The organism is Achromobacter sp. UMC71, from assembly GCF_014170305.1.
In the GTDB taxonomy this organism is placed as follows: Bacteria; Pseudomonadota; Gammaproteobacteria; order Burkholderiales; family Burkholderiaceae_B; genus Achromobacter.
The window spans coordinates 379,548-396,298 of the sequence record NZ_LZZT01000018.1 but is presented as its reverse complement, the minus strand read 5'-3'; the positions used below and the strand labels follow the sequence as shown (position 1 = coordinate 396,298).

The window sequence follows — 16,751 nt, the reverse complement described above, 5'->3', positions numbered from 1 at the left end:
CCTCAAACCCCCGCCGCAACCAAATGACACCGCACCTCCCGCCCCCCAACGACAGCCACCTCCGGCACCACACTCCGACACCGCTCCTGCACCATCCCGCACCGCGTATGAAACGTGCACCCCGCCGGCGGCATGATCGGATTAGGTACCTCACCTGCCATCGGCTCCCGATCCCGCCGCGGATCGTCCAGATCCGGAATCGTATCCAGCAGCATCTTCGTATACGGATGCTTGGGCGACTCGAACAGTTCGTCGGCCGCCGCCTGCTCCACGATCCGCCCCAGGTACATCACCGCCACCCGGTCCGACACGTGGCGTACCACTGACAGGTTGTGGCTGATGAAGACGTAGGTCAGGCCGAACTCTTTCTGCAGGTCGCCCATCAGGTTCAGGATCTGCGCCTGCACCGACACATCCAGCGCCGAGGTCGGCTCGTCGCAGACCAGGAACTCGGCTTCGGTCGCCAGCGCCCGCGCAATCGAAATACGTTGGCGTTGGCCGCCCGAGAACTCGTGCGGAAAGCGGCTGGCGTCGCTGGCCGACAGACCGACCAGTTCCAGCAGCTCGTCCACGCGGCGGCGCGTGTCCGCCGGGCTGGCGCGCAGGCCCAGCGTGATAATCGGTTCCGCCACGATATTGCCCACCCGCCAGCGCGGGTTCAGGCTTGCGTACGGGTCCTGGAAAATCATCTGCGGGTGCAGCGTGCCGCCCTTGCGGTTACGGCCATAGCGCAGCGTGCCGCGTGTCGGGGCCACCAGGCCCACCAACAACTTGGCCAGCGTCGACTTGCCGCAGCCCGACTCGCCCACGATGCTCAGCGTGCTGCCGCGCGGCACCGCCAGCGACACGCCGTCCACCGCCTTCAGCGTCTGCGTCGGCTGGCGCGACAGCGTGCGTTCCAGCCAGGGGGGCGATACGTCGAACCAGCAGGCCAGGTCGTCGGCCCGCAATAGATAATCCTGGTCATGCGGCATGAGCGACGCCTCCTTGGTGCAGCCAGCAGGCGCTGACCGTGGCGCCGGACGGCGAGGCCGCCAGCGCGGGACGGGCCTGGCCGCAACGCGGGCCGGCCAGGGCGCAGCGCGGATGGAACGCGCAGCCGTCCGGCATCGCGTGCAGCCGCGGCATCGCGCCGTCGATCTGGTTCAGCCGGGCGGCGCGGTGGCGCAGGCCCGGAATGGCATTCATCAGGCCCTGCGTGTACGGATGGCCGGGGCGCCGCAGCACCTCCAGCACCGGGCCGATCTCCACGATGCGGCCCGCGTACATCACCGCCACCCGGTCCGCGGTCTCCGCGATCACGCCCATGTCGTGCGTTACCAGCAACACCGACGTGCCCTGTTCGCGGCACAGGCGACGCAGCAGCGCCGTGATCTGCGCCTGCACCGACACGTCCAGCGCCGTCGTCGGCTCGTCCGCGATGATCAGGCGCGGCCGGGCCGCCAGCGCCAGCGCAATCACCACCCGTTGGCGCATGCCGCCGGAAAACTGGTGCGGATAGTGGTCGATGCGGCGGTCCGCCGCCGGGATGCCCACCGCCAGCAGCAGTTCCAGCGCCCGCTGCCGGGCCGCGGCGGGCGAGCTCCGGTCGTGATGGCGGATCGTTTCGATCAATTGATCGCCCACCGTGAAGAGCGGGTGCAGGCTGGTCAGCGGGTCCTGGAAGATCGCGCCGATCTCCTTGCCGCGCAACCGCTGGCGGGCCTTGGGCGGCAGGTTGTCGATGCGCTTGCCGGCCAGGAGGATCTCGCCGCCGCCCAGGCGGCCGGGCGGCTCCAGCAGACCAATGACCGCCATGCCGGTCAGCGATTTACCGGCGCCCGATTCGCCCACCATGCCCAGGATTTCACCGGGCGCGATGTCGAACGAGATGTCGCGCGTGGCGACCAGGGTGCCGTGGCGGGTGGGAAATTCCACCGACAGGCCGCGCACCGACAGCGTCGGGGCAGCGGGGCTGGGAACGGTCGTCATGACGGGCTCCTTGGGGGCCGCGGATAACTGGAAGAGAAAATCTCGCCGACCGCGGGGTGGCCCCAGGTGCGGTCGGGATAGCGGGCCACCAGGCCGTCGAACTGGTCCTGGGCCTGGGCTTGCGCCAGGCGCGCGTCAAAGCCGGGAATGTGGCCGTCGACCATGACGAAGCGGCCGTCGATGACCACCTGCGACACATCGCGGCCACTGCCCCCCACCATCAGCGTCTGGATGGGATCGATCAGCTGGCCATTGCGGTCGTGGGAAAAATCGAACACCACGATATCGGCCTTGGCGCCCGCCGCCAGGCGGCCCAGGTCGGGCCGGCCCAGGGCATCGGCCCCGCCGACCGTGGCGGCGTCGTAATAGTCTTCCGAGCGCACCGCCTCGGTGGACTGGTCCATCACGCGGCACAGCATCAGGCCCACCTGCATGTTCAGCACCATGTCCGGCGGCCAGGTATCGGTGCCCATGCCGATCTTCACGCCCAGCTTGCGGTAGCGGGCGAAGGATTCCAGCGTGGCGCCATGGCGCGCCGAGACCAACGGGCAATGCACGATGGCGGCGCCCGCGTCGCGGATGATTTCCAGGTCGCGGCCGGGCCGGTCGATCTGGCGCGAGCCGGACACGTAGGTGCCATGCGGCAACAGCGCCCGTTCGGACAGGAAGCCCAGGCTTTGCAGCCATTCGGGCGGGCTCATGCCGTGCTGCTCGAGCACCAGGTCGTATTCCAGGCGCGACTGGCAGCAATGCAGCCGGATGGGCAAGTCACGATCGCGCGCGATCGCCGCGGACGCGCGCAGCAGGTCGGGCGTGCAGGTTTCGATGCGGTCCGGCGACAGCATGGCGCGCACCCGGCCGTCGTGCAGGCCGTCGATGTCGTCGCAGAATGCCACCGCCTGCGCCAGCCCCGCCTGGCCGCGCGCCTCGTCGTAGTGGCAGCGGATATTGCCCTGTCCGTCCACGTAGGTATGGCCGCTACGGTAGGCCGGGCCCAGGTAGACGCGCAGGCCCAGTTCGCCGGCCGCCTGGGCCGCCGACAGGAATTCCTCGCGGGTTTCGCCCCACACCCGGTAGAACAGCGATGCGATCGGCAGCGCCGTGGTGATGCCGTTGCAGATCAGCTGGGCAAAGGCATAGCGCTTCTGGAAGGCCAGCTCGCCCGGGGTGTACATCTCGTACGGCCCCCGCTTCATATAGGTGTCGGGCCAGATGCGGCCCTTGCGCCAGGCAGGCGAATTATCGAAACCCAGGATGGTGGTGTCCAGGTCCGACAACGCATCCAGATCGACGAAACCCGGTCCGATCAACGCCCGGCCGTAATCGTGGCGGCGCGCGACCGGGCCTGGATAGCGATGGCCCACATAGACAATGCGGTCGCCCTGGAACACGACTTCGCCATTCTCGTACAGGCAATGGCGGCCGTTCTCGTGGCCCACCACCCAGCGCGCGGTCAACAGCGTCAGGTCATCGCGGGCGGCCATTATGGCGCCTCCACCAGCGCCCGGCCATCGCGCGCCACCACTTGGCCGCGCTTGACCACCAGCTTGCGTAGCGGGCGCGAGACGATGGCCTCGGCCACCGTTTCGGCATCGACCAGCACGAAGTCGGCGTGGCAGCCTGGCGCCAGGCCGTAGTCGGCCAGGTCCATCACGCGGGCATTGCCGTAGGTGGCCACGTGCAGGGCCAGGGCCAGCTCGTCGTCGCGGCGGAAATTGTTGCGCAGGCCCACCAGCATGGTGCGTTCCAGCATGTCGGGCTTGCCGTAGGGACCCCAGGTGTCGCGCATGCCGTCGTTGCCGGTACAGACGACCACGCCGGCCGCATGCAGCCGCGCCACGTTCGGCACCGGCCGCGAGGCCGAGCCGGTGGTCATGATGTGCACGCCGGCTTCCAGCAGGCCGTCGACCAGCCCCTGCACCGCCTGCGCATCAGGCATGCCCAGGCAGAACGAATGCGATAGCGTCACCTTGCCCTGCATGCCCAGCGCCAGCACGCGGTCAATGGTCATCTGCATCGAGAACGCGCCCAGCTCGCCGGCTTCGTGCAGGTGGATGTCGATGGGCTTGCCGTGCTTGTCGGCCAGGCCGAAGATGGCGTCCAGGTGGCCCTTGGGGTCGCGGTCCATGCCCGCAGGGTCCAGCCCGCCGACCACGTCCGCGCCCATGCGCAGAGCCTGTTCCAGCAATTCCAACGTGCCCGGACGGATCAGCAGTCCGCTTTGCGGAAAGGCCACGATCTGCACGTCGATCTGGTCGCGGTACTGATCGCGGGCGCGCATCACGCCTTCGATGGCGGCCACGCCGATATCGGTATCCACATCGACGTGGCTGCGGATATGGCTGGTGCCATCGGCCACCGACATCACAATCTGGCGGGCCGATTGGCGATACGGGTCGATGCCCAGGCGCCGCTTTTCCAGGCGTTCGTTGTCGATCTTGTCGATCAGGCGCGGGCCCACTTCGTTGCGGTACCAGGGCATGCCGTACATCGTCTTGTCCAGATGGGCGTGCGCGTCGATCAGGCCGGGCAGCAGGATGGCGCCGCCGCCGTCCACCCGCGGCACGCTGTCGGGCACCGGCCCGTCGACGGCCGCGAAGCGCCCGTCGCGCACCAGCACCGAGGCGGTCTCGCCGCCTGCCGGGCGGACATGGGTATACAAGGTTGCGTTTTGCATGGTTCGTGTGTCTGTGTCGGTTGCCGCGCTCAGCGCAGGCGGGGATTCAAGGCATCGCGCAGCCAGTCGCCCAGCAGGTTCACCACCAGCACGATCAAGCTCAGGTACAGGGCGGGAAAGACCACCACCCACCATTGGCCCGAGAACAGGAACTGGTTGCCCAGCCGGATCAGGGTGCCCAACGACGGTTCGGTCGGCGGCATGCCCACGCCCAGAAAACTCAGCGTCGCCTCAATCAGGATTGCCAGGCCCAGGTTGAGGGTGGCGGTCACCATGACCGGGGTCAGCGTATTGGGCAGGATGTGCGTCAGCATGATGCGCAGCGAACTGACGCGGATCAGTCGGGCAGCCTGTACGTATTCCTTGCCGCGCTCGACCAGCGCCGAGGCGCGCACGGTGCGGGCGTACTGCACCCAGTTGGTCATGGAGATCGCCAGGATCAGGATCACGGACGACAGCGTTTCGCGCATGCCGGGCGGCAGCAGTTGCCGGAACACTGCGGTCACCAGGATCGCGACCAGGATGGTGGGGATGCTGAGCAGCGTGTCGCCGACCCGCATCAGCGCGTTGTCGACCCAGCCGCCGAAATACCCCGCCGCCAGCCCGACCAACAGACCGATTGCCAACGACAGCACCACGGTGGCCAGCCCGATCACCAGCGACATGCGCGAGCCATACAGGATTGCCGACCAGACATCGCGCCCCTGGGTGTCGGTGCCCAGCAGGAACTGGGCCTCGCCCCCGGCGACCCAGCGCGGCGGCAATTCGGCGTTCAACAGGTCCAGTTGCGCCAGGTCGTACGGATTCTGCGGCGCGATCAGCGGCGCGAACACGGCCAGCAGCACCACCGCCAGCAGCACGAGGCCCGCGCCCATCGCCACGTAGTCCTGCCGCAGGCTCCACCACAGGTCGCTTTGCAGCATCCGCGCGAGCCGGCCGCGGCCCTGGCCGGAAAACGGTTTAGTGAGCATTGGCGCCTCCTTTGACGTGCTGGCTGCGCAGGCGCGGATCGACCACGCCGTACATCATGTCCACCAGCGTGTTCAGCGCCACGAAGATGAAGGACACGATCACCAGGTAGGCGGCCATGACGGGAATATCCACGAACATGACCGATTGGATGAATAGCAGGCCCATGCCGGGCCACTGGAACACGGTCTCGGTGATCAGCGCGAATGCGATCAGGTTGCCGATTTGCATGCCGGTCACGGTAATGACCGGCATCAGGCAGTTGCGCAGCGCCAGCCGGAAATGCACCACCCGGTCGGGCAGGCCGCGGGCGCGGGCGAACTTGATGAACTCGGTGCGCAGCGTTTCCAGCATCTCGGCCCGCACCAGCCGCATGATCAGCGTGATCTGAAACAGCGCCAGCGTGATGGACGGCAGCACCAGCGCGGCGCGGCCCGACGGCGTCAACAGGCCCGTCGTCCAGCCGCCGATCCGGACCGTGTCGCCGCGGCCAAAGCCCGGCAGCCAGCCCAGCTGCACCGAGAAGATCAGGATCAGCATGATGCCCACCACGAAGCTGGGCAACGAAATGCCCAGGATGGACACGAACTGCAGCGCCTGCGCCACCCGCGACTTGCGGTAGATGGCGGTCAGCACACCCAGCGGCACCCCCACCACCAGCGACAGCAAGGTAGCCATCATGACCAGCTCGAACGTGGCCGGAAAGCGCTCGGCGACCAGCGCGAACACGTCCTGCTGGTTGCGGTACGAAATGCCGAACTCGCCATGCGCGGCGTTGGCCACGAAATGCACGAATTGCATGCCCACGGACGCATTCAGGCCCAGGCGCTCGCGCAGCTCGTCGCGCTGCGTCTGCGAGGCCTGCTCGTTGAGCATCATGTCGACGGGGTCGCCGACGAAACGGAAAATCACGAACGCCAGCAACGCCACCGCCAGCATCACGCCGACCGCGTTGAAGACCCGTCTAACTATGAACGCCAGCATGTGCGCCCCCTTCCTGTCAGCCCCAGAGCCGGCCGCGGCTGCGGCCGGGCCGCCCTTATTTCATGCGCACGGTCCACAGGCGCGCCTTGTTGTCGGGCATCTGCAGCACGTCGCCGACGTTGGCGCCCACCGCCCAGGCCATGGGCTGCTGGTGTAGCGGCAGGAAACGCACGTCGTCATGCAGGGTCTGCAGGATGTCGGCCATCATCTGCACGCGCTTGGGCCGGTCCATTTCGGCGGCCGCCGCCTCGATGCGCGCGTCCAGCGCCGCATCACCCCACTGCCCCCAGTTGAAGACGCCGTTGGGGCCGGTGCGGCTGTGGATCACTTGCAGCAGGATCGACAGGGCGTCGATCTGCGGCTCGTTGGCCCAGCCGTGGATGGTGATGTCGAACTCGCCGCGCGAGCGCTTGGGGTTCTGCAACGACCGCGGCCCGCTGGCCAGCGTGGCCTTCACGCCGATCCGCGCCCACATCGAGGCAGCGGCCTGGCAGAGTTCTTCTTCGTTGACGAACATGTCGTTCGAGCACAGCAGCGACAGGGAGAAGCCGTCGGGGTAGCCGGCATCGGCCAAGAACTTCTTGGCGCGGGCGGCGTCGAACGGCAGGCGTTCTTCCTGCTTGGCCTCGTAGCCGGGGATCGACGGCGCCACCAGGGCGCCAGTGGTGCGCGACAAACCGCGCATCACGCGCTTTTGCAGCAGGTCGGGCGACAGCGCCATGTACAGCGCCTGGCGCACCCGCAGGTCTTTCAGCGGGTTCTTGTCGGCAATGTTGGACCCCACCAGCTTGTCGCCCAGGTTGAAGCCGAAATACAGCGTGCGCAGCTCGGTAGCGGCCAGCACCTTGACGTTGGGCGCGGCACGCAGGCGGTCCAGATCCTGCAGCGGCGCGTTTTCCGTGAAGTTGATGTCGCCCGACAGCAGCGCCGCCACGCGAGTCGGCGCCGAGGCGATCGGCGTGAATTCGATGCGGTCCAGGTTGTGGCGCGGCTTGTCCCACCACTCGGGGTTGACCACCAGCACGGTGCGGGTGTCGGGCCGGTACGACTCGACCTTGAACGGACCGGTGCCGTTGGCGTTGTGGGTGGCGTAGCCTTCGATCTTCTTGGCGGCGTCCGTGGGTTTCAGGCTGTTGTTGTCCACCAGCCACTGGCGGTTGAAGATGAAGATGTTGGTCAGGTCGTTCAGCATCAGCGGGTACGGATGCGTCATTTCGATGTCGACGGTGTAGTCGTCGACCTTGCGCACGGCCTTGAACGCCGGCAGGTTGCCCTTGAGCGGCGAGGCGTCGTCGGACACCCGGGTCATGGACGCCACCACGTCGTCGGCCGAGAATGGCGCGCCATTGTGAAACTTGACGCCGCGGCGCAGATGAAAGCGCAGCACGGTGGGCGACGGCGACTCCCAGGATTCGGCCAGCGCGGGCGTGATGTTGAACTTGTCGTCGTAGCGGATCAGCGCCTCGTAAACGTGGTTCAGGAAAGCCAGGTTGAAGGTGCTGCCGTAGGAATACGGATCCAGCGAATCCAGGTCGCGGGCGGCGCCCCACTTCAAGGTGTTGGCGGCGGATGCGCCCGTGATGGCCGATAGCGCGATCACGGCCCCGGCGGTCCACTTCAGCAGCGTCTTCATGGCGGAAATTCTCCCTTGCATATGGGGTTGGGTACTTCTGCGGGACTTCTAGGCTTGCGAATGAGTCGTGGCGGCGGCTCAGCGGCCGGCGGCCTGGCGCTGGGCGCGGTCAAGCGTGGCCAGCGCCAGCACCTGCGCCAGGGCGGCGCGGTAGGAGTCGATGACGGGTACGGGCGGCAGACGCGGCAGGCTGGGCAGAAAGCCCGCCAGCGCGGCGCCGGCCACGATCACCACGTCGGCGCCCAGGGCAGCGGCGTCGTCCAGGGCCTGGCCCACAGCGGCGATGGTGTCCGGCGAGCGCGTCACGTAATCGAGCGCGTTGCCGGGCAACGCCAGCACGCCCGCGCAACGGGATTCAACGCCCAGCTGGCGGATCTGCTCGCGCAGCATGCCGGGCCACAAGCGACCCACGGTGACAATGGCGTAGCGGTCGCCGCGCTGCATGGCGGTCATGATGGCGGCTTCGGCCATGCCCGCCACGGGCACGCCCAGACGCTCGCGCACCGCGCCGATGCCCGGTTCGCCGAAACAGGCCAGCAGACAGGCGTCGTACGGCGTGCCCGCGGCCTCGGCCAGGGCGGCTTCGCGCTCCACCGTATCCAGCACGGCGTGCGCGGCCACCGCGGCCTGCGCCCGGCTGGCGATATAGGCGGGCCCGAACGGCGCCGTCACGGCATGCACCACGGCCGCGTTGCCAAAAAAGGCGCGCGCCTGTCCAGCCAGGCTGTCGGTCAGTGCGTCGGTGGTGTTGCCGTTGACCACCAGCAGGCGGCAAGGCGTGGCGGCAAGGCTTTCGGGAAGCGCGGCGGCGGGTGCTGCGGACATGAATCAAACCCCTAGCAGTTTTGTATACAAACTGTTATTTCATCAGCCCATTATCAGTCTGATTTTGTATAAATATTTGTATACGATTTATGCCGACAATGTACGCCATTGACTCGGTGCTTCAAGCTATCGCTAACCCTTATCGCCCGGTGTAGTATGCTGTTTCACACTTAGAAAATGCGTGCCGGCGCGGCTTGCCGCAGCCTTTCCACCGCCGGAACGCGCATGCCTCGGAGATCACACCACGATGACGTCCCCCTTGCCGCCGGCAACCGGACCTGCCCGGAAAGACGTAAACCGTACTGAAATCGTATACAAAAACTTGCGGCAGGCGATCATCGAACAGGCCCTGCTGCCGGGAGACAAGCTGCCCGAAGACGTCATCGGCGAGCGCTTCGGCGTTAGCCGCACCATCGTCCGCGGCGTACTGACGCGCCTGTTCAGCGAAGGCCTGGTCGACCTGCGCCCGAACCGCGGCGCCGCGGTGGCCCGTCCCAGCCTGGAAGAAGCGCACGATATCTTCGAGGCGCGCCGCTGCCTGGAACGCGACGTGGCCCGCCGGCTGGTGCTGCATGTCACCGACGCCGGGCTGGCGCGCCTGGAACAGCACGTGGCCCAGGAAGAGGCCGCCCGCTCGCGTAACAGCGTCAACGAATCGATCCGCCTGTCCGGCGAATTCCACATCCTGATGGCCGAACTGTCCGGCAACGCGGTCTATGCCCGCTACGTCAATGAAATCGTGTCGCGCTGTTCATTGATCCTGGCGCTTTATGGCCGGCCGCATTCGAGCGAATGCGCGGTCAGCGAGCACCGCGAAATCGTCGCCGGCCTGCGGGCGCGCGACGAGCCGCACGTGCTGCATCTGCTTGAGCACCACCTGGAATCCGTCACCGCCCGCGCGCTGCTCAGCCCGGATGGCTCCGCCGTGCGGGACATCCGCAAGATCCTGGACCGTTACGGCACGTAGGGGGCAGCCCGCCCCTTGCATAGGGGCGTATATGGGCGGCACCTGAATAAGAAAAGCGCCCTGTCGGGGCGCTTTTGGGTTCAGTGCGCTAGATTTCGCGCTCTTCCGTCTTGAGGTGGTTGTCGCGGGCGAAATCCACCACGAACTTGTACGCCAGCGGCTCGAGGTCGCGCAAGCGCAGGTCGACCACGATGCCGCGCACGCCGTCGATGACGACGGGCAGCACGTAAGGCGAATAGGTGAGGTGGTTACCAGCACAGCCAGCGGGCCGGAACTGTGCCATTACGCCGGCGAGCCGTTCCGCCCAATCGCTGGGGCGAAAGCGGCTACCGCTTTCGGTAACGCCATGAATTACGAATTGTCTGACGCGAGTTGCCATGGATTCTTCACTACGGGACGCCCTTCACGAAAGCCGGATCTTCGGCGTGATCAAACATGCGCCCCGCGCCGCGAATTGTATATGATTGATCCTTTGGGGCGATTTGCCCAGGGAAAATGCCCAGGAGGACACCCCCCATGACCTCGCCTCTGGCCAATATCTACGCCCGGCTGCCGGTGTCGTTCACGCACGGCCAGGGCGTCTGGCTCTGGGACGCGCAGGGCCGCAAATACCTCGACGCGCTGGCCGGCATCGGCGTTTCCTGTCTCGGCCACGCCCATCCCAAGCTGGTCGCCGCCATCAGCGAGCAGGCCGCCCGCGTCATTCATACCTCGAATATCTACGAAGTGCCCCAGCAGGCCGCCCTGGCCGCCCGCCTGACCGCGCTTTCCGGCATGCAGGAAGTGGCGTTCAACAACAGCGGCTCCGAGGCCAACGAGGCCGCCATCAAGCTGGCGCGCTACTACGCCTACCAGCGCGGCAACCAGCACGCCCACATCATCACCATGGATTCGTCCTGGCACGGGCGCACCCTGGCCACCCTGGCAGCCACCGGCAGCGACAAGGCGCGCAAGGGCTTCGAGCCCCTGCCCTCGGGCTTCATCCAGGTGCCCTACAACAATGCCGACGCGATCCGCGCCGCCGGCGAGGCCGAACCCCGCGTCGCGGCGGTGCTGCTCGAGGTCCTGCAGGGCGAAGGCGGCATCCGGCCGTCCGACATTGCCTTCCTGCAGGACGTGCGGCGCCTGTGCACCGAGCGCGGCTGGCTGCTGATGATCGACGAAGTCCAGTCCGGCATCGGCCGCACCGGCAAATGGTTCGCCCACCAATGGGCGGACATCGTGCCTGACGTCATGACCCTGGCCAAGGGCCTGGCGGGCGGCGTGCCCATCGGCGCGATGCTGGCCGCGGGCCCGGCCGCCGGCGTCTTCACGCCCGGCAGCCACGGCACTACCTTTGGCGGCGGTCCCCTGGTCTGCGCGGCCGGGCTGGCGGTACTGGCCGCGCTGGAATCCGAACACCTGCTGGACAACGCCCACCAGGTCGGCAGCCACCTGAAAGACCGGCTGACCGCCGAGCTGGCCAACACCCCGGGCGTAACCGAAGTCCGCGGCCGCGGCCTGATGCTGGGCATCGAGCTGGCGCGCCCCTGCGGCGTGCTGGTCAGCCGCGCCCTGCAGGCCGGTCTGCTCATCAATGTCACGCGCGACCGGGTGGTGCGCCTGCTGCCGCCCCTGATCCTGTCCCGCCAGGAAGCCGACCAGATCGTGCAGATCCTGGTTCCGCTGATTCGACAGTTCGTGGCCGAACATCCATAATCAACCTCCCGCCCGGGCCACGAGCCCGTCCGGGTCCTCAGACTAGCGACATCACCATGACTCCACCCACGACTCAAAACGGCCCGTTGCGGCACTTTCTGCAGTTCAAGGACTTCTCGTCCGCCGAGATCGCCTACGTGCTGGACCGCGCGCGCCTGATCAAGGAAAAGTTCAAACGCTATGAACCCCATATGCCGCTGCACGACCGCACGCTGGCGATGGTGTTCGAAAAAGCCAGCACCCGCACCCGCGTGTCGTTCGAGGCAGGCATGTACCAGATGGGCGGATCGGTCATCAACCTGACCTCCAACGACTCCCAGCTGGGCCGCTCCGAGCCCATCGAAGACACCGCGCGCGTCATCTCGCGCATGGTCGACATCGTCATGATCCGCACGTTCGAGCAGACCCGCATCGAGCGCTTCGCGTCGCATTCGCGCGTGCCGGTCATCAACGGCCTGACCAACGAATTCCACCCCTGCCAGATCCTGGCCGACATCTTCACCTATATCGAGCACCGCGGCCCCATCGCCGGCAAGACGGTCGCCTGGGTGGGCGATGCCAACAACATGGCCTACACCTGGCTGCACGCGGCCGAAATGCTGGGCTTCACGCTGCATGTGTCCACCCCGGCCGGCTACGAGCTCGAAGCCGCCCGCATCGGCACGCCGTCCGACAAGGTGCTGCGCCAGTTCAAGGACCCGATGCAGGCGTGCCAGGGCGCGCACCTGGTCACCACCGACGTCTGGACCAGCATGGGCTACGAGGCCGAAAACGAAGAGCGCCGCGCCGCCTTCGCCGACTGGTGCGTCGACGCCGAAATGATGGCCGCCGCCGATCCCCAGGCGGTGTTCATGCACTGCCTGCCGGCCCACCGCGGCGAGGAAGTCACCGGCGAAGTCATCGACGGTCCGCAAAGCGTAGTCTGGGACGAAGCCGAAAACCGTCTGCACGTGCAGAAGGCGCTGATGGAATTCCTGCTGCTGGGCCAGATCAAGTAAGCGACGCGCCCACAAAAAAAGCAGCCTGGCCGGCTGCTTTTTTTCGTCCTGGCCAGGGCGTGGCCAGCAACGGGTTCAACCAAAACCCGCGCCGATCAAGGCTTCAGGCCCTTCTCCCAGCGCACGATCGCGTCCGCCACCGCCTGCGGTTCCTCGGGTACCAACGCGTGTCCCGCGCCTGGAATCACCACCACCGACACGCGTTCGCCGAATTCGTCGCGGATCTCGTTGCGGGTCGATTCCGGCTTGAACTTGTCCGCGCCCGCTTGCAGATCCAGCAGCGGCTTGCTGCCGCCCGACCACCAGTCGGACTGGCGCGTGGCCTTGCCGGCCAGGCGCTGGCTTTCGCTGACCTCGGGATACCAGCCGCCCAGCCATACCCTGGCATCGTGGCCGGGCGCGAAGAAGGCGTATTGGATGGACTTCAGGCGCTCGGCGTCGGGCAGCGACAGGTCGGCACTGCGATCCACATGCTCGCTCAGCCCTGCCGGATACTGCTTGGCCGCGGCCGCCACGATGACGACGCCGCGCACCAGCTCGGGATGATCCACCCCGGTCGTGCGCGCCACCCAGTTGCCGAACGCGTGTCCCACCATCACGGCCGGCTGCCTGGCGACGTTGCGGATCACGGCGGCCATGTCGTTGCCCAGATCGTGCAGCGTGATGCCTTTCATCGGCCCCGTGCTGCCGCCGATGCCTCGCGGCTCGGGGCGCAGGACCCGGTAGCCGGCCTGCGCCAGGCGCGCCGCCAGGTCATCGAAGTCCTCGGCGCCGCGCCCGCGCGACGGCAGCAGCACCAGCGCCGGCCCCTGGCCCTGGACCAGGACCTCGATACTGGCGCCGTTGCCGGGCAGCACCGTGACGCGTTGCACCGCGGCAACGGCCGCCGCGGCATCGGCCGCGGCGGCAGCCGTTGACACGCCCAAGACGCCCGCGGCGCCCCACAGCACCAGACTTGCCCATCGCTTGTTCATCGTTGTCTCCCCGTTCTTTTGCGTCAAAGAATCTTCTGGAACATCGTGCGGCGCGTGTTGCGGAACGACGGCCGCACCCGGCTGCTCCAGTCGGTGGCCCGCACCGCCAGCCACGGAGGGCTGCCGAAGGTCTCGCGGGTCTGCAGGTCGTAGCAGGCCAGGTAGCGCGGCCCTTCGTCGCGGCACTCGAAGCGTTGCGCGCGCACGGTACCCGGCACCGATGCCAGGCCAGGCAGATGCTCCTGGTCGTACCAGGCGTTCAGGTCGGCCTCGGCTTCGGGCGTCACGTCGGTTTCGACGATGTAGTGCCAGGGCGCGTCCGCCCCCGCCGATGCGCCGGCCAGGTCCAGCGTCGCATGCAGCACGCGGGCGTGCGCCCCCGGAAACAGCTCCACCAGACGGGCCTGCACTTGCGGCAGGCCATGCCCTTCGCCCTCCCCATCGTCGCCGTCCACGTACACATAGGTGTCGTCTTCGTCGATGGCGGCAAAGGCCCGCACGCGCAGGCCGTCCAGCCCTTCGGTCAAGCGCTCGGCCATATCGGCCGCGCGCGCCGTGTCGAAACGCTCTCCCAGCGACACCAGCAATACCGTCTTGTCCATTTCCTGCTCCTTTCAGTGCCCGACGCGCAACGCCACCAGAAAGCGCGACACCATGTTGTAGGCCGCCACCGTCGCGGTCAGTTCGACCAGTTCCTGGTCGTTGTACCGCGCCCGCAGCGGCGCGAACAGCGCGTCCGGCACCTCGATGTCACGGGTCATGGCGTCGGTCAGGGCCAGCACATCGGCCTCGCCCGCCGCCAGTCCCTGCACCGCCGACACGGCGGGACCGGCGCGCAGTTGCTCGATCACCGCATCCGGCGTGCCCGCGGCCCGCGCATGCGGCACGTGGGCGTCGAATTCATACGGCGCGTTGTTCAGGGTCGCCACGCGCAGGATGATCAGCTCGCGCACCCGCGGCGACAGCGATGTGTTCAGGCGGATGGCGGTCAGCATCGCTTCCCAGCCCTGCACCACGGCAGGGCTGTTCAGCAGCACCTGGTACAGGGGCGAGACGCGGCCGCGCGCGGCCGCGATGCGCGACTCGATGTCGGCCACGGCCGGGCGCGTGCCCGGCACCACCGGTGTGACTCGGCAGGCATCCATGGCTTACTCCGGACGGATGTTCTTGCGCTGGATCAGCGCGGTCCACTTCTCGCGGTCGGCGGCGATCAGTGCGGCCAGTTCCTGCGGCGAGCTGGGCGCGGCCTGGGCGCCGAACTTCTCCAATTTGGCGCGCACGGCGGCGTTGTCCAGCGTGGCGCGCAGGGCCTGGTTCAGCTTGTCCACCGTGGCGGCCGGCGTGGCGGCGGGCGCCACGATGCCGTACCAATTATTGGACTCGACGCCGGTGATGCCCTGCTCGGCCAGCGTCTTCACGTCCGGCAGCAGGGGATGGCGCGTCGGCGCGGCGATGCCCAGCGGCTTGAGCTTGCCGCCCTGGATATGGCCGATCAGGCCCGGCACGTCGCCGAAGAAGCCCGCCACCTGGTTGCCCATGACATCATTGATGACCGGCGCCGCACCCTTGTACGGCACGTGCAGCACGTTGGCGCGGCTGGCGTCGGCGAACATTTCCAGCGTCAGGTGCGGAATGCTGCCGATGCCCGACGAGCCGATCGCGACCGACTGCTTGTCGGCTTGCGAGCGCTTGACGAAGTCGGCGGCGTCGGTAGCCGGGTTGGCCGGGTTCACCACGAACACCGTGGCGTTGTTGACCACCCGCGACACGGGCGCGAAGTCGCGCACCGGGTCGTACGGCAGGTCCTTGTACAGCGCCGGGCTGATGGACACCGCGCCCACGCTGGTCAGGAACAGCACCGAGCCGTCGGCCGGGGCCTTGGCCACGTAGGCGGCGGCGATGTTGCCGTTGGCGCCGGCCTTGTTTTCCACGATGACCTGCTGCTTGAGCTCCTTGCCCAGCTGCTCGGCCAGCACGCGGCCCACCAGGTCCACCGGCCCGCCGGGCGGGAAGGCGATGATCAGGCGCACCGGGCCGTCGGCGTGCGCCGGGCTCAGGCTGGCCAGGCCCAGCAGGCCTGCGAATACGAGTTTCTTGAACATGGGGTGTCTCCTCGGGATTGTCGTGTCTTGTTATTGCCTGGGATCAGGCGAAGCGCGCGCTACGGAAATCCGTACAGGCGCGCCGGGTTGTCCACCAGGACCTGCTGGCGCGATGCGGCGTCCGGGCAAGCCAGGAAAAAAGCGTCGGCCAGTTCACCGTCGTCGGGCATGTCGCCCGCCACGTTCGGATGCGGCCAGTCGGTGCCCCACAGCGTGCGCTCGGGCAGCGCGTCCACCAGGGCGCGCACGAACGGGATGCCTTCGGCGAAGGGGCGCCGGCCCGAGGCGATGCGATCGATGCCGGACACCTTGACCCAGGCGCGCGGTTCGCGCGCCAGGTCCAGCAACGCGCGAAACGCCGGCGCGTCCACGCCGTCCGACGCCTTGACGCGGCCCATGTGGTCCACCACGAAAGGCACTGGCAGCGCTCGCAGGCGCGGCAGCAGATCGGGCAGCATGGCGCCGTCCAGGTGCAGGCACAGATGCCAGCCCAACGGCGCGATCAGGTCGATGACGTGATCGAATACCGCCGGGTCGGGCGCACCGCCCAGGTGAGGCACAAAATTGAAGCGCGCGCCGCGCACACCGCCATCGTGCAATTGCCGCACGCTGGCCGCCGTGGCGTCCGCGCCCAGCAGGGCCACGCCGCGATAACGGCCCTGGCTTTGCGCCAGCGCATCCAGCAAGGCCGCATGGTCGCCGCCATGGCAATTGGCCTGCACCACCACCGCGCGCTGCACCCCCAGGTGCGCGTGCAGCGCCGCCATCTTGGCGTACGGGGCGTCGGGCGGCGTGTAGGAACGCCCCTCGGCATAGGGAAACACGTCGGCCGGGCCGAACACGTGGCAGTGCGTGTCACAGGCCCCGGCCGGCAGCGGGTGGCGGGGACGGGAGGGCGACGCTAGCGGAGGACGGCAATCGGGCACGGTGGTTCCTGCGGGGAAAACGCCATC

General features: G+C 67.7%; 17 protein-coding genes. 3 read left to right on the top strand and 14 right to left on the bottom strand.

Annotated elements, in window-relative coordinates; all coding sequences use genetic code 11:
- Window positions 1–2 precede the first annotated feature (2 nt).
- The 8 genes from A9974_RS11115 to A9974_RS11080 form a co-directional block, all read right to left on the bottom strand.
- Window positions 3–974 (bottom strand): ABC transporter ATP-binding protein, encoded by a 972-nt coding sequence (locus A9974_RS11115; RefSeq protein WP_183004130.1) that lies wholly within the window; start codon window positions 972–974, stop codon window positions 3–5.
- Window positions 964–1,971 carry an ABC transporter ATP-binding protein gene (locus A9974_RS11110; protein ID WP_183004129.1) on the bottom strand — a complete coding sequence of 336 codons (1,008 nt, stop codon included), beginning with the start codon at window positions 1,969–1,971 and terminating at the stop codon, window positions 964–966. Before A9974_RS11110 ends, A9974_RS11115 begins: the two co-directional genes overlap by 11 nt.
- Complete coding sequence (locus tag A9974_RS11105; RefSeq protein ID WP_183004128.1) at window positions 1,968–3,455, bottom strand: amidohydrolase family protein; 1,488 nt, start codon at window positions 3,453–3,455, stop codon at window positions 1,968–1,970. Before A9974_RS11105 ends, A9974_RS11110 begins: the two co-directional genes overlap by 4 nt.
- Window positions 3,455–4,648: an amidohydrolase family protein gene (locus A9974_RS11100; protein WP_183004127.1), complete on the bottom strand. Its 1,194-nt coding sequence runs from the start codon at window positions 4,646–4,648 to the stop codon at window positions 3,455–3,457. The genes A9974_RS11105 and A9974_RS11100 overlap by 1 nt, the downstream gene beginning before the upstream one ends.
- Window positions 4,649–4,677: 29 nt before the next feature.
- Window positions 4,678–5,619, bottom strand: coding sequence for an ABC transporter permease (locus A9974_RS11095; protein ID WP_183004126.1), 942 nt, complete (start codon window positions 5,617–5,619; stop codon window positions 4,678–4,680).
- Window positions 5,609–6,601, bottom strand: a complete 993-nt coding sequence (locus A9974_RS11090; protein ID WP_183004125.1) for an ABC transporter permease — start codon at window positions 6,599–6,601, stop codon at window positions 5,609–5,611. The genes A9974_RS11095 and A9974_RS11090 overlap by 11 nt, the downstream gene beginning before the upstream one ends.
- Window positions 6,602–6,656: 55 nt before the next feature.
- Window positions 6,657–8,234 carry an ABC transporter substrate-binding protein gene (locus A9974_RS11085; protein WP_183004124.1) on the bottom strand — a complete coding sequence of 526 codons (1,578 nt, stop codon included), beginning with the start codon at window positions 8,232–8,234 and terminating at the stop codon, window positions 6,657–6,659.
- Between the two features lie 78 nt (window positions 8,235–8,312).
- Window positions 8,313–9,059, bottom strand: coding sequence for an aspartate/glutamate racemase family protein (locus A9974_RS11080; RefSeq protein WP_183004123.1), 747 nt, complete (start codon window positions 9,057–9,059; stop codon window positions 8,313–8,315).
- 247 nt (window positions 9,060–9,306) lie between these two features.
- Here A9974_RS11080 and A9974_RS11075 point away from each other — a divergent pair, with 247 nt between their 5' ends.
- Window positions 9,307–10,026 (top strand): GntR family transcriptional regulator, encoded by a 720-nt coding sequence (locus tag A9974_RS11075; protein ID WP_183004122.1) that lies wholly within the window; start codon window positions 9,307–9,309, stop codon window positions 10,024–10,026.
- A gap of 88 nt (window positions 10,027–10,114) precedes the next feature.
- On the opposite strand, the gene A9974_RS11070 is transcribed toward A9974_RS11075, so the two are convergent.
- The gene (locus A9974_RS11070) at window positions 10,115–10,405 is read right to left on the bottom strand and encodes a DUF3579 domain-containing protein (protein WP_035360135.1); all 291 of its coding nucleotides are present in this window, start codon (window positions 10,403–10,405) and stop codon (window positions 10,115–10,117) included.
- Between the two features lie 137 nt (window positions 10,406–10,542).
- On the opposite strand from A9974_RS11070, the gene A9974_RS11065 reads away from it, so the two are divergent.
- Entirely contained in the window at window positions 10,543–11,724 is a 1,182-nt protein-coding gene (locus tag A9974_RS11065) for an aspartate aminotransferase family protein (protein ID WP_183004121.1), read from the top strand.
- A 56-nt stretch (window positions 11,725–11,780) separates the two neighbouring features.
- Complete coding sequence (gene argF / locus A9974_RS11060) at window positions 11,781–12,722, top strand: ornithine carbamoyltransferase (RefSeq protein ID WP_183004120.1); 942 nt, start codon at window positions 11,781–11,783, stop codon at window positions 12,720–12,722.
- 95 nt (window positions 12,723–12,817) lie between these two features.
- On the opposite strand, the gene A9974_RS11055 is transcribed toward argF, so the two are convergent.
- From A9974_RS11055 to A9974_RS11035, 5 genes are read right to left on the bottom strand one after another with little or no spacing between them, the layout of a single operon-like run.
- Window positions 12,818–13,696, bottom strand: coding sequence for an alpha/beta fold hydrolase (locus A9974_RS11055; protein ID WP_183004119.1), 879 nt, complete (start codon window positions 13,694–13,696; stop codon window positions 12,818–12,820).
- A gap of 23 nt (window positions 13,697–13,719) precedes the next feature.
- Window positions 13,720–14,298 carry a DUF4286 family protein gene (locus A9974_RS11050; RefSeq protein ID WP_183004118.1) on the bottom strand — a complete coding sequence of 193 codons (579 nt, stop codon included), beginning with the start codon at window positions 14,296–14,298 and terminating at the stop codon, window positions 13,720–13,722.
- A 12-nt stretch (window positions 14,299–14,310) separates the two neighbouring features.
- Window positions 14,311–14,841, bottom strand: coding sequence for a carboxymuconolactone decarboxylase family protein (locus tag A9974_RS11045; RefSeq protein ID WP_183004117.1), 531 nt, complete (start codon window positions 14,839–14,841; stop codon window positions 14,311–14,313).
- A gap of 3 nt (window positions 14,842–14,844) precedes the next feature.
- A complete protein-coding gene (locus A9974_RS11040) occupies window positions 14,845–15,798 on the bottom strand; it encodes a tripartite tricarboxylate transporter substrate binding protein (protein ID WP_183004116.1) in 954 nt (317 codons plus the stop codon).
- Window positions 15,799–15,857: 59 nt separating this feature from the next.
- Window positions 15,858–16,724: an amidohydrolase family protein gene (locus A9974_RS11035; RefSeq protein WP_183004115.1), complete on the bottom strand. Its 867-nt coding sequence runs from the start codon at window positions 16,722–16,724 to the stop codon at window positions 15,858–15,860.
- Between the last annotated feature and the right edge of the window lie 27 nt (window positions 16,725–16,751).

Bases quoted from the DNA above. Each gene is read 5' to 3' on its own strand.
- A9974_RS11115 (WP_183004130.1), bottom strand. From the start codon at position 974: ATGCCGCATGACCAGGATTATCTATTGCGGGCCGACGACCTGGCCTGC.
- A9974_RS11110 (WP_183004129.1), bottom strand. From the start codon at position 1,971: ATGACGACCGTTCCCAGCCCCGCTGCCCCGACGCTGTCGGTGCGCGGC.
- A9974_RS11105 (WP_183004128.1), bottom strand. From the start codon at position 3,455: ATGGCCGCCCGCGATGACCTGACGCTGTTGACCGCGCGCTGGGTGGTG.
- A9974_RS11100 (WP_183004127.1), bottom strand. From the start codon at position 4,648: ATGCAAAACGCAACCTTGTATACCCATGTCCGCCCGGCAGGCGGCGAG.
- A9974_RS11095 (WP_183004126.1), bottom strand. From the start codon at position 5,619: ATGCTCACTAAACCGTTTTCCGGCCAGGGCCGCGGCCGGCTCGCGCGG.
- A9974_RS11090 (WP_183004125.1), bottom strand. From the start codon at position 6,601: ATGCTGGCGTTCATAGTTAGACGGGTCTTCAACGCGGTCGGCGTGATG.
- A9974_RS11085 (WP_183004124.1), bottom strand. From the start codon at position 8,234: ATGAAGACGCTGCTGAAGTGGACCGCCGGGGCCGTGATCGCGCTATCG.
- A9974_RS11080 (WP_183004123.1), bottom strand. From the start codon at position 9,059: ATGTCCGCAGCACCCGCCGCCGCGCTTCCCGAAAGCCTTGCCGCCACG.
- A9974_RS11075 (WP_183004122.1), top strand. From the start codon at position 9,307: ATGACGTCCCCCTTGCCGCCGGCAACCGGACCTGCCCGGAAAGACGTA.
- A9974_RS11070 (WP_035360135.1), bottom strand. From the start codon at position 10,405: ATGGCAACTCGCGTCAGACAATTCGTAATTCATGGCGTTACCGAAAGC.
- A9974_RS11065 (WP_183004121.1), top strand. From the start codon at position 10,543: ATGACCTCGCCTCTGGCCAATATCTACGCCCGGCTGCCGGTGTCGTTC.
- argF (WP_183004120.1), top strand. From the start codon at position 11,781: ATGACTCCACCCACGACTCAAAACGGCCCGTTGCGGCACTTTCTGCAG.
- A9974_RS11055 (WP_183004119.1), bottom strand. From the start codon at position 13,696: ATGAACAAGCGATGGGCAAGTCTGGTGCTGTGGGGCGCCGCGGGCGTC.
- A9974_RS11050 (WP_183004118.1), bottom strand. From the start codon at position 14,298: ATGGACAAGACGGTATTGCTGGTGTCGCTGGGAGAGCGTTTCGACACG.
- A9974_RS11045 (WP_183004117.1), bottom strand. From the start codon at position 14,841: ATGGATGCCTGCCGAGTCACACCGGTGGTGCCGGGCACGCGCCCGGCC.
- A9974_RS11040 (WP_183004116.1), bottom strand. From the start codon at position 15,798: ATGTTCAAGAAACTCGTATTCGCAGGCCTGCTGGGCCTGGCCAGCCTG.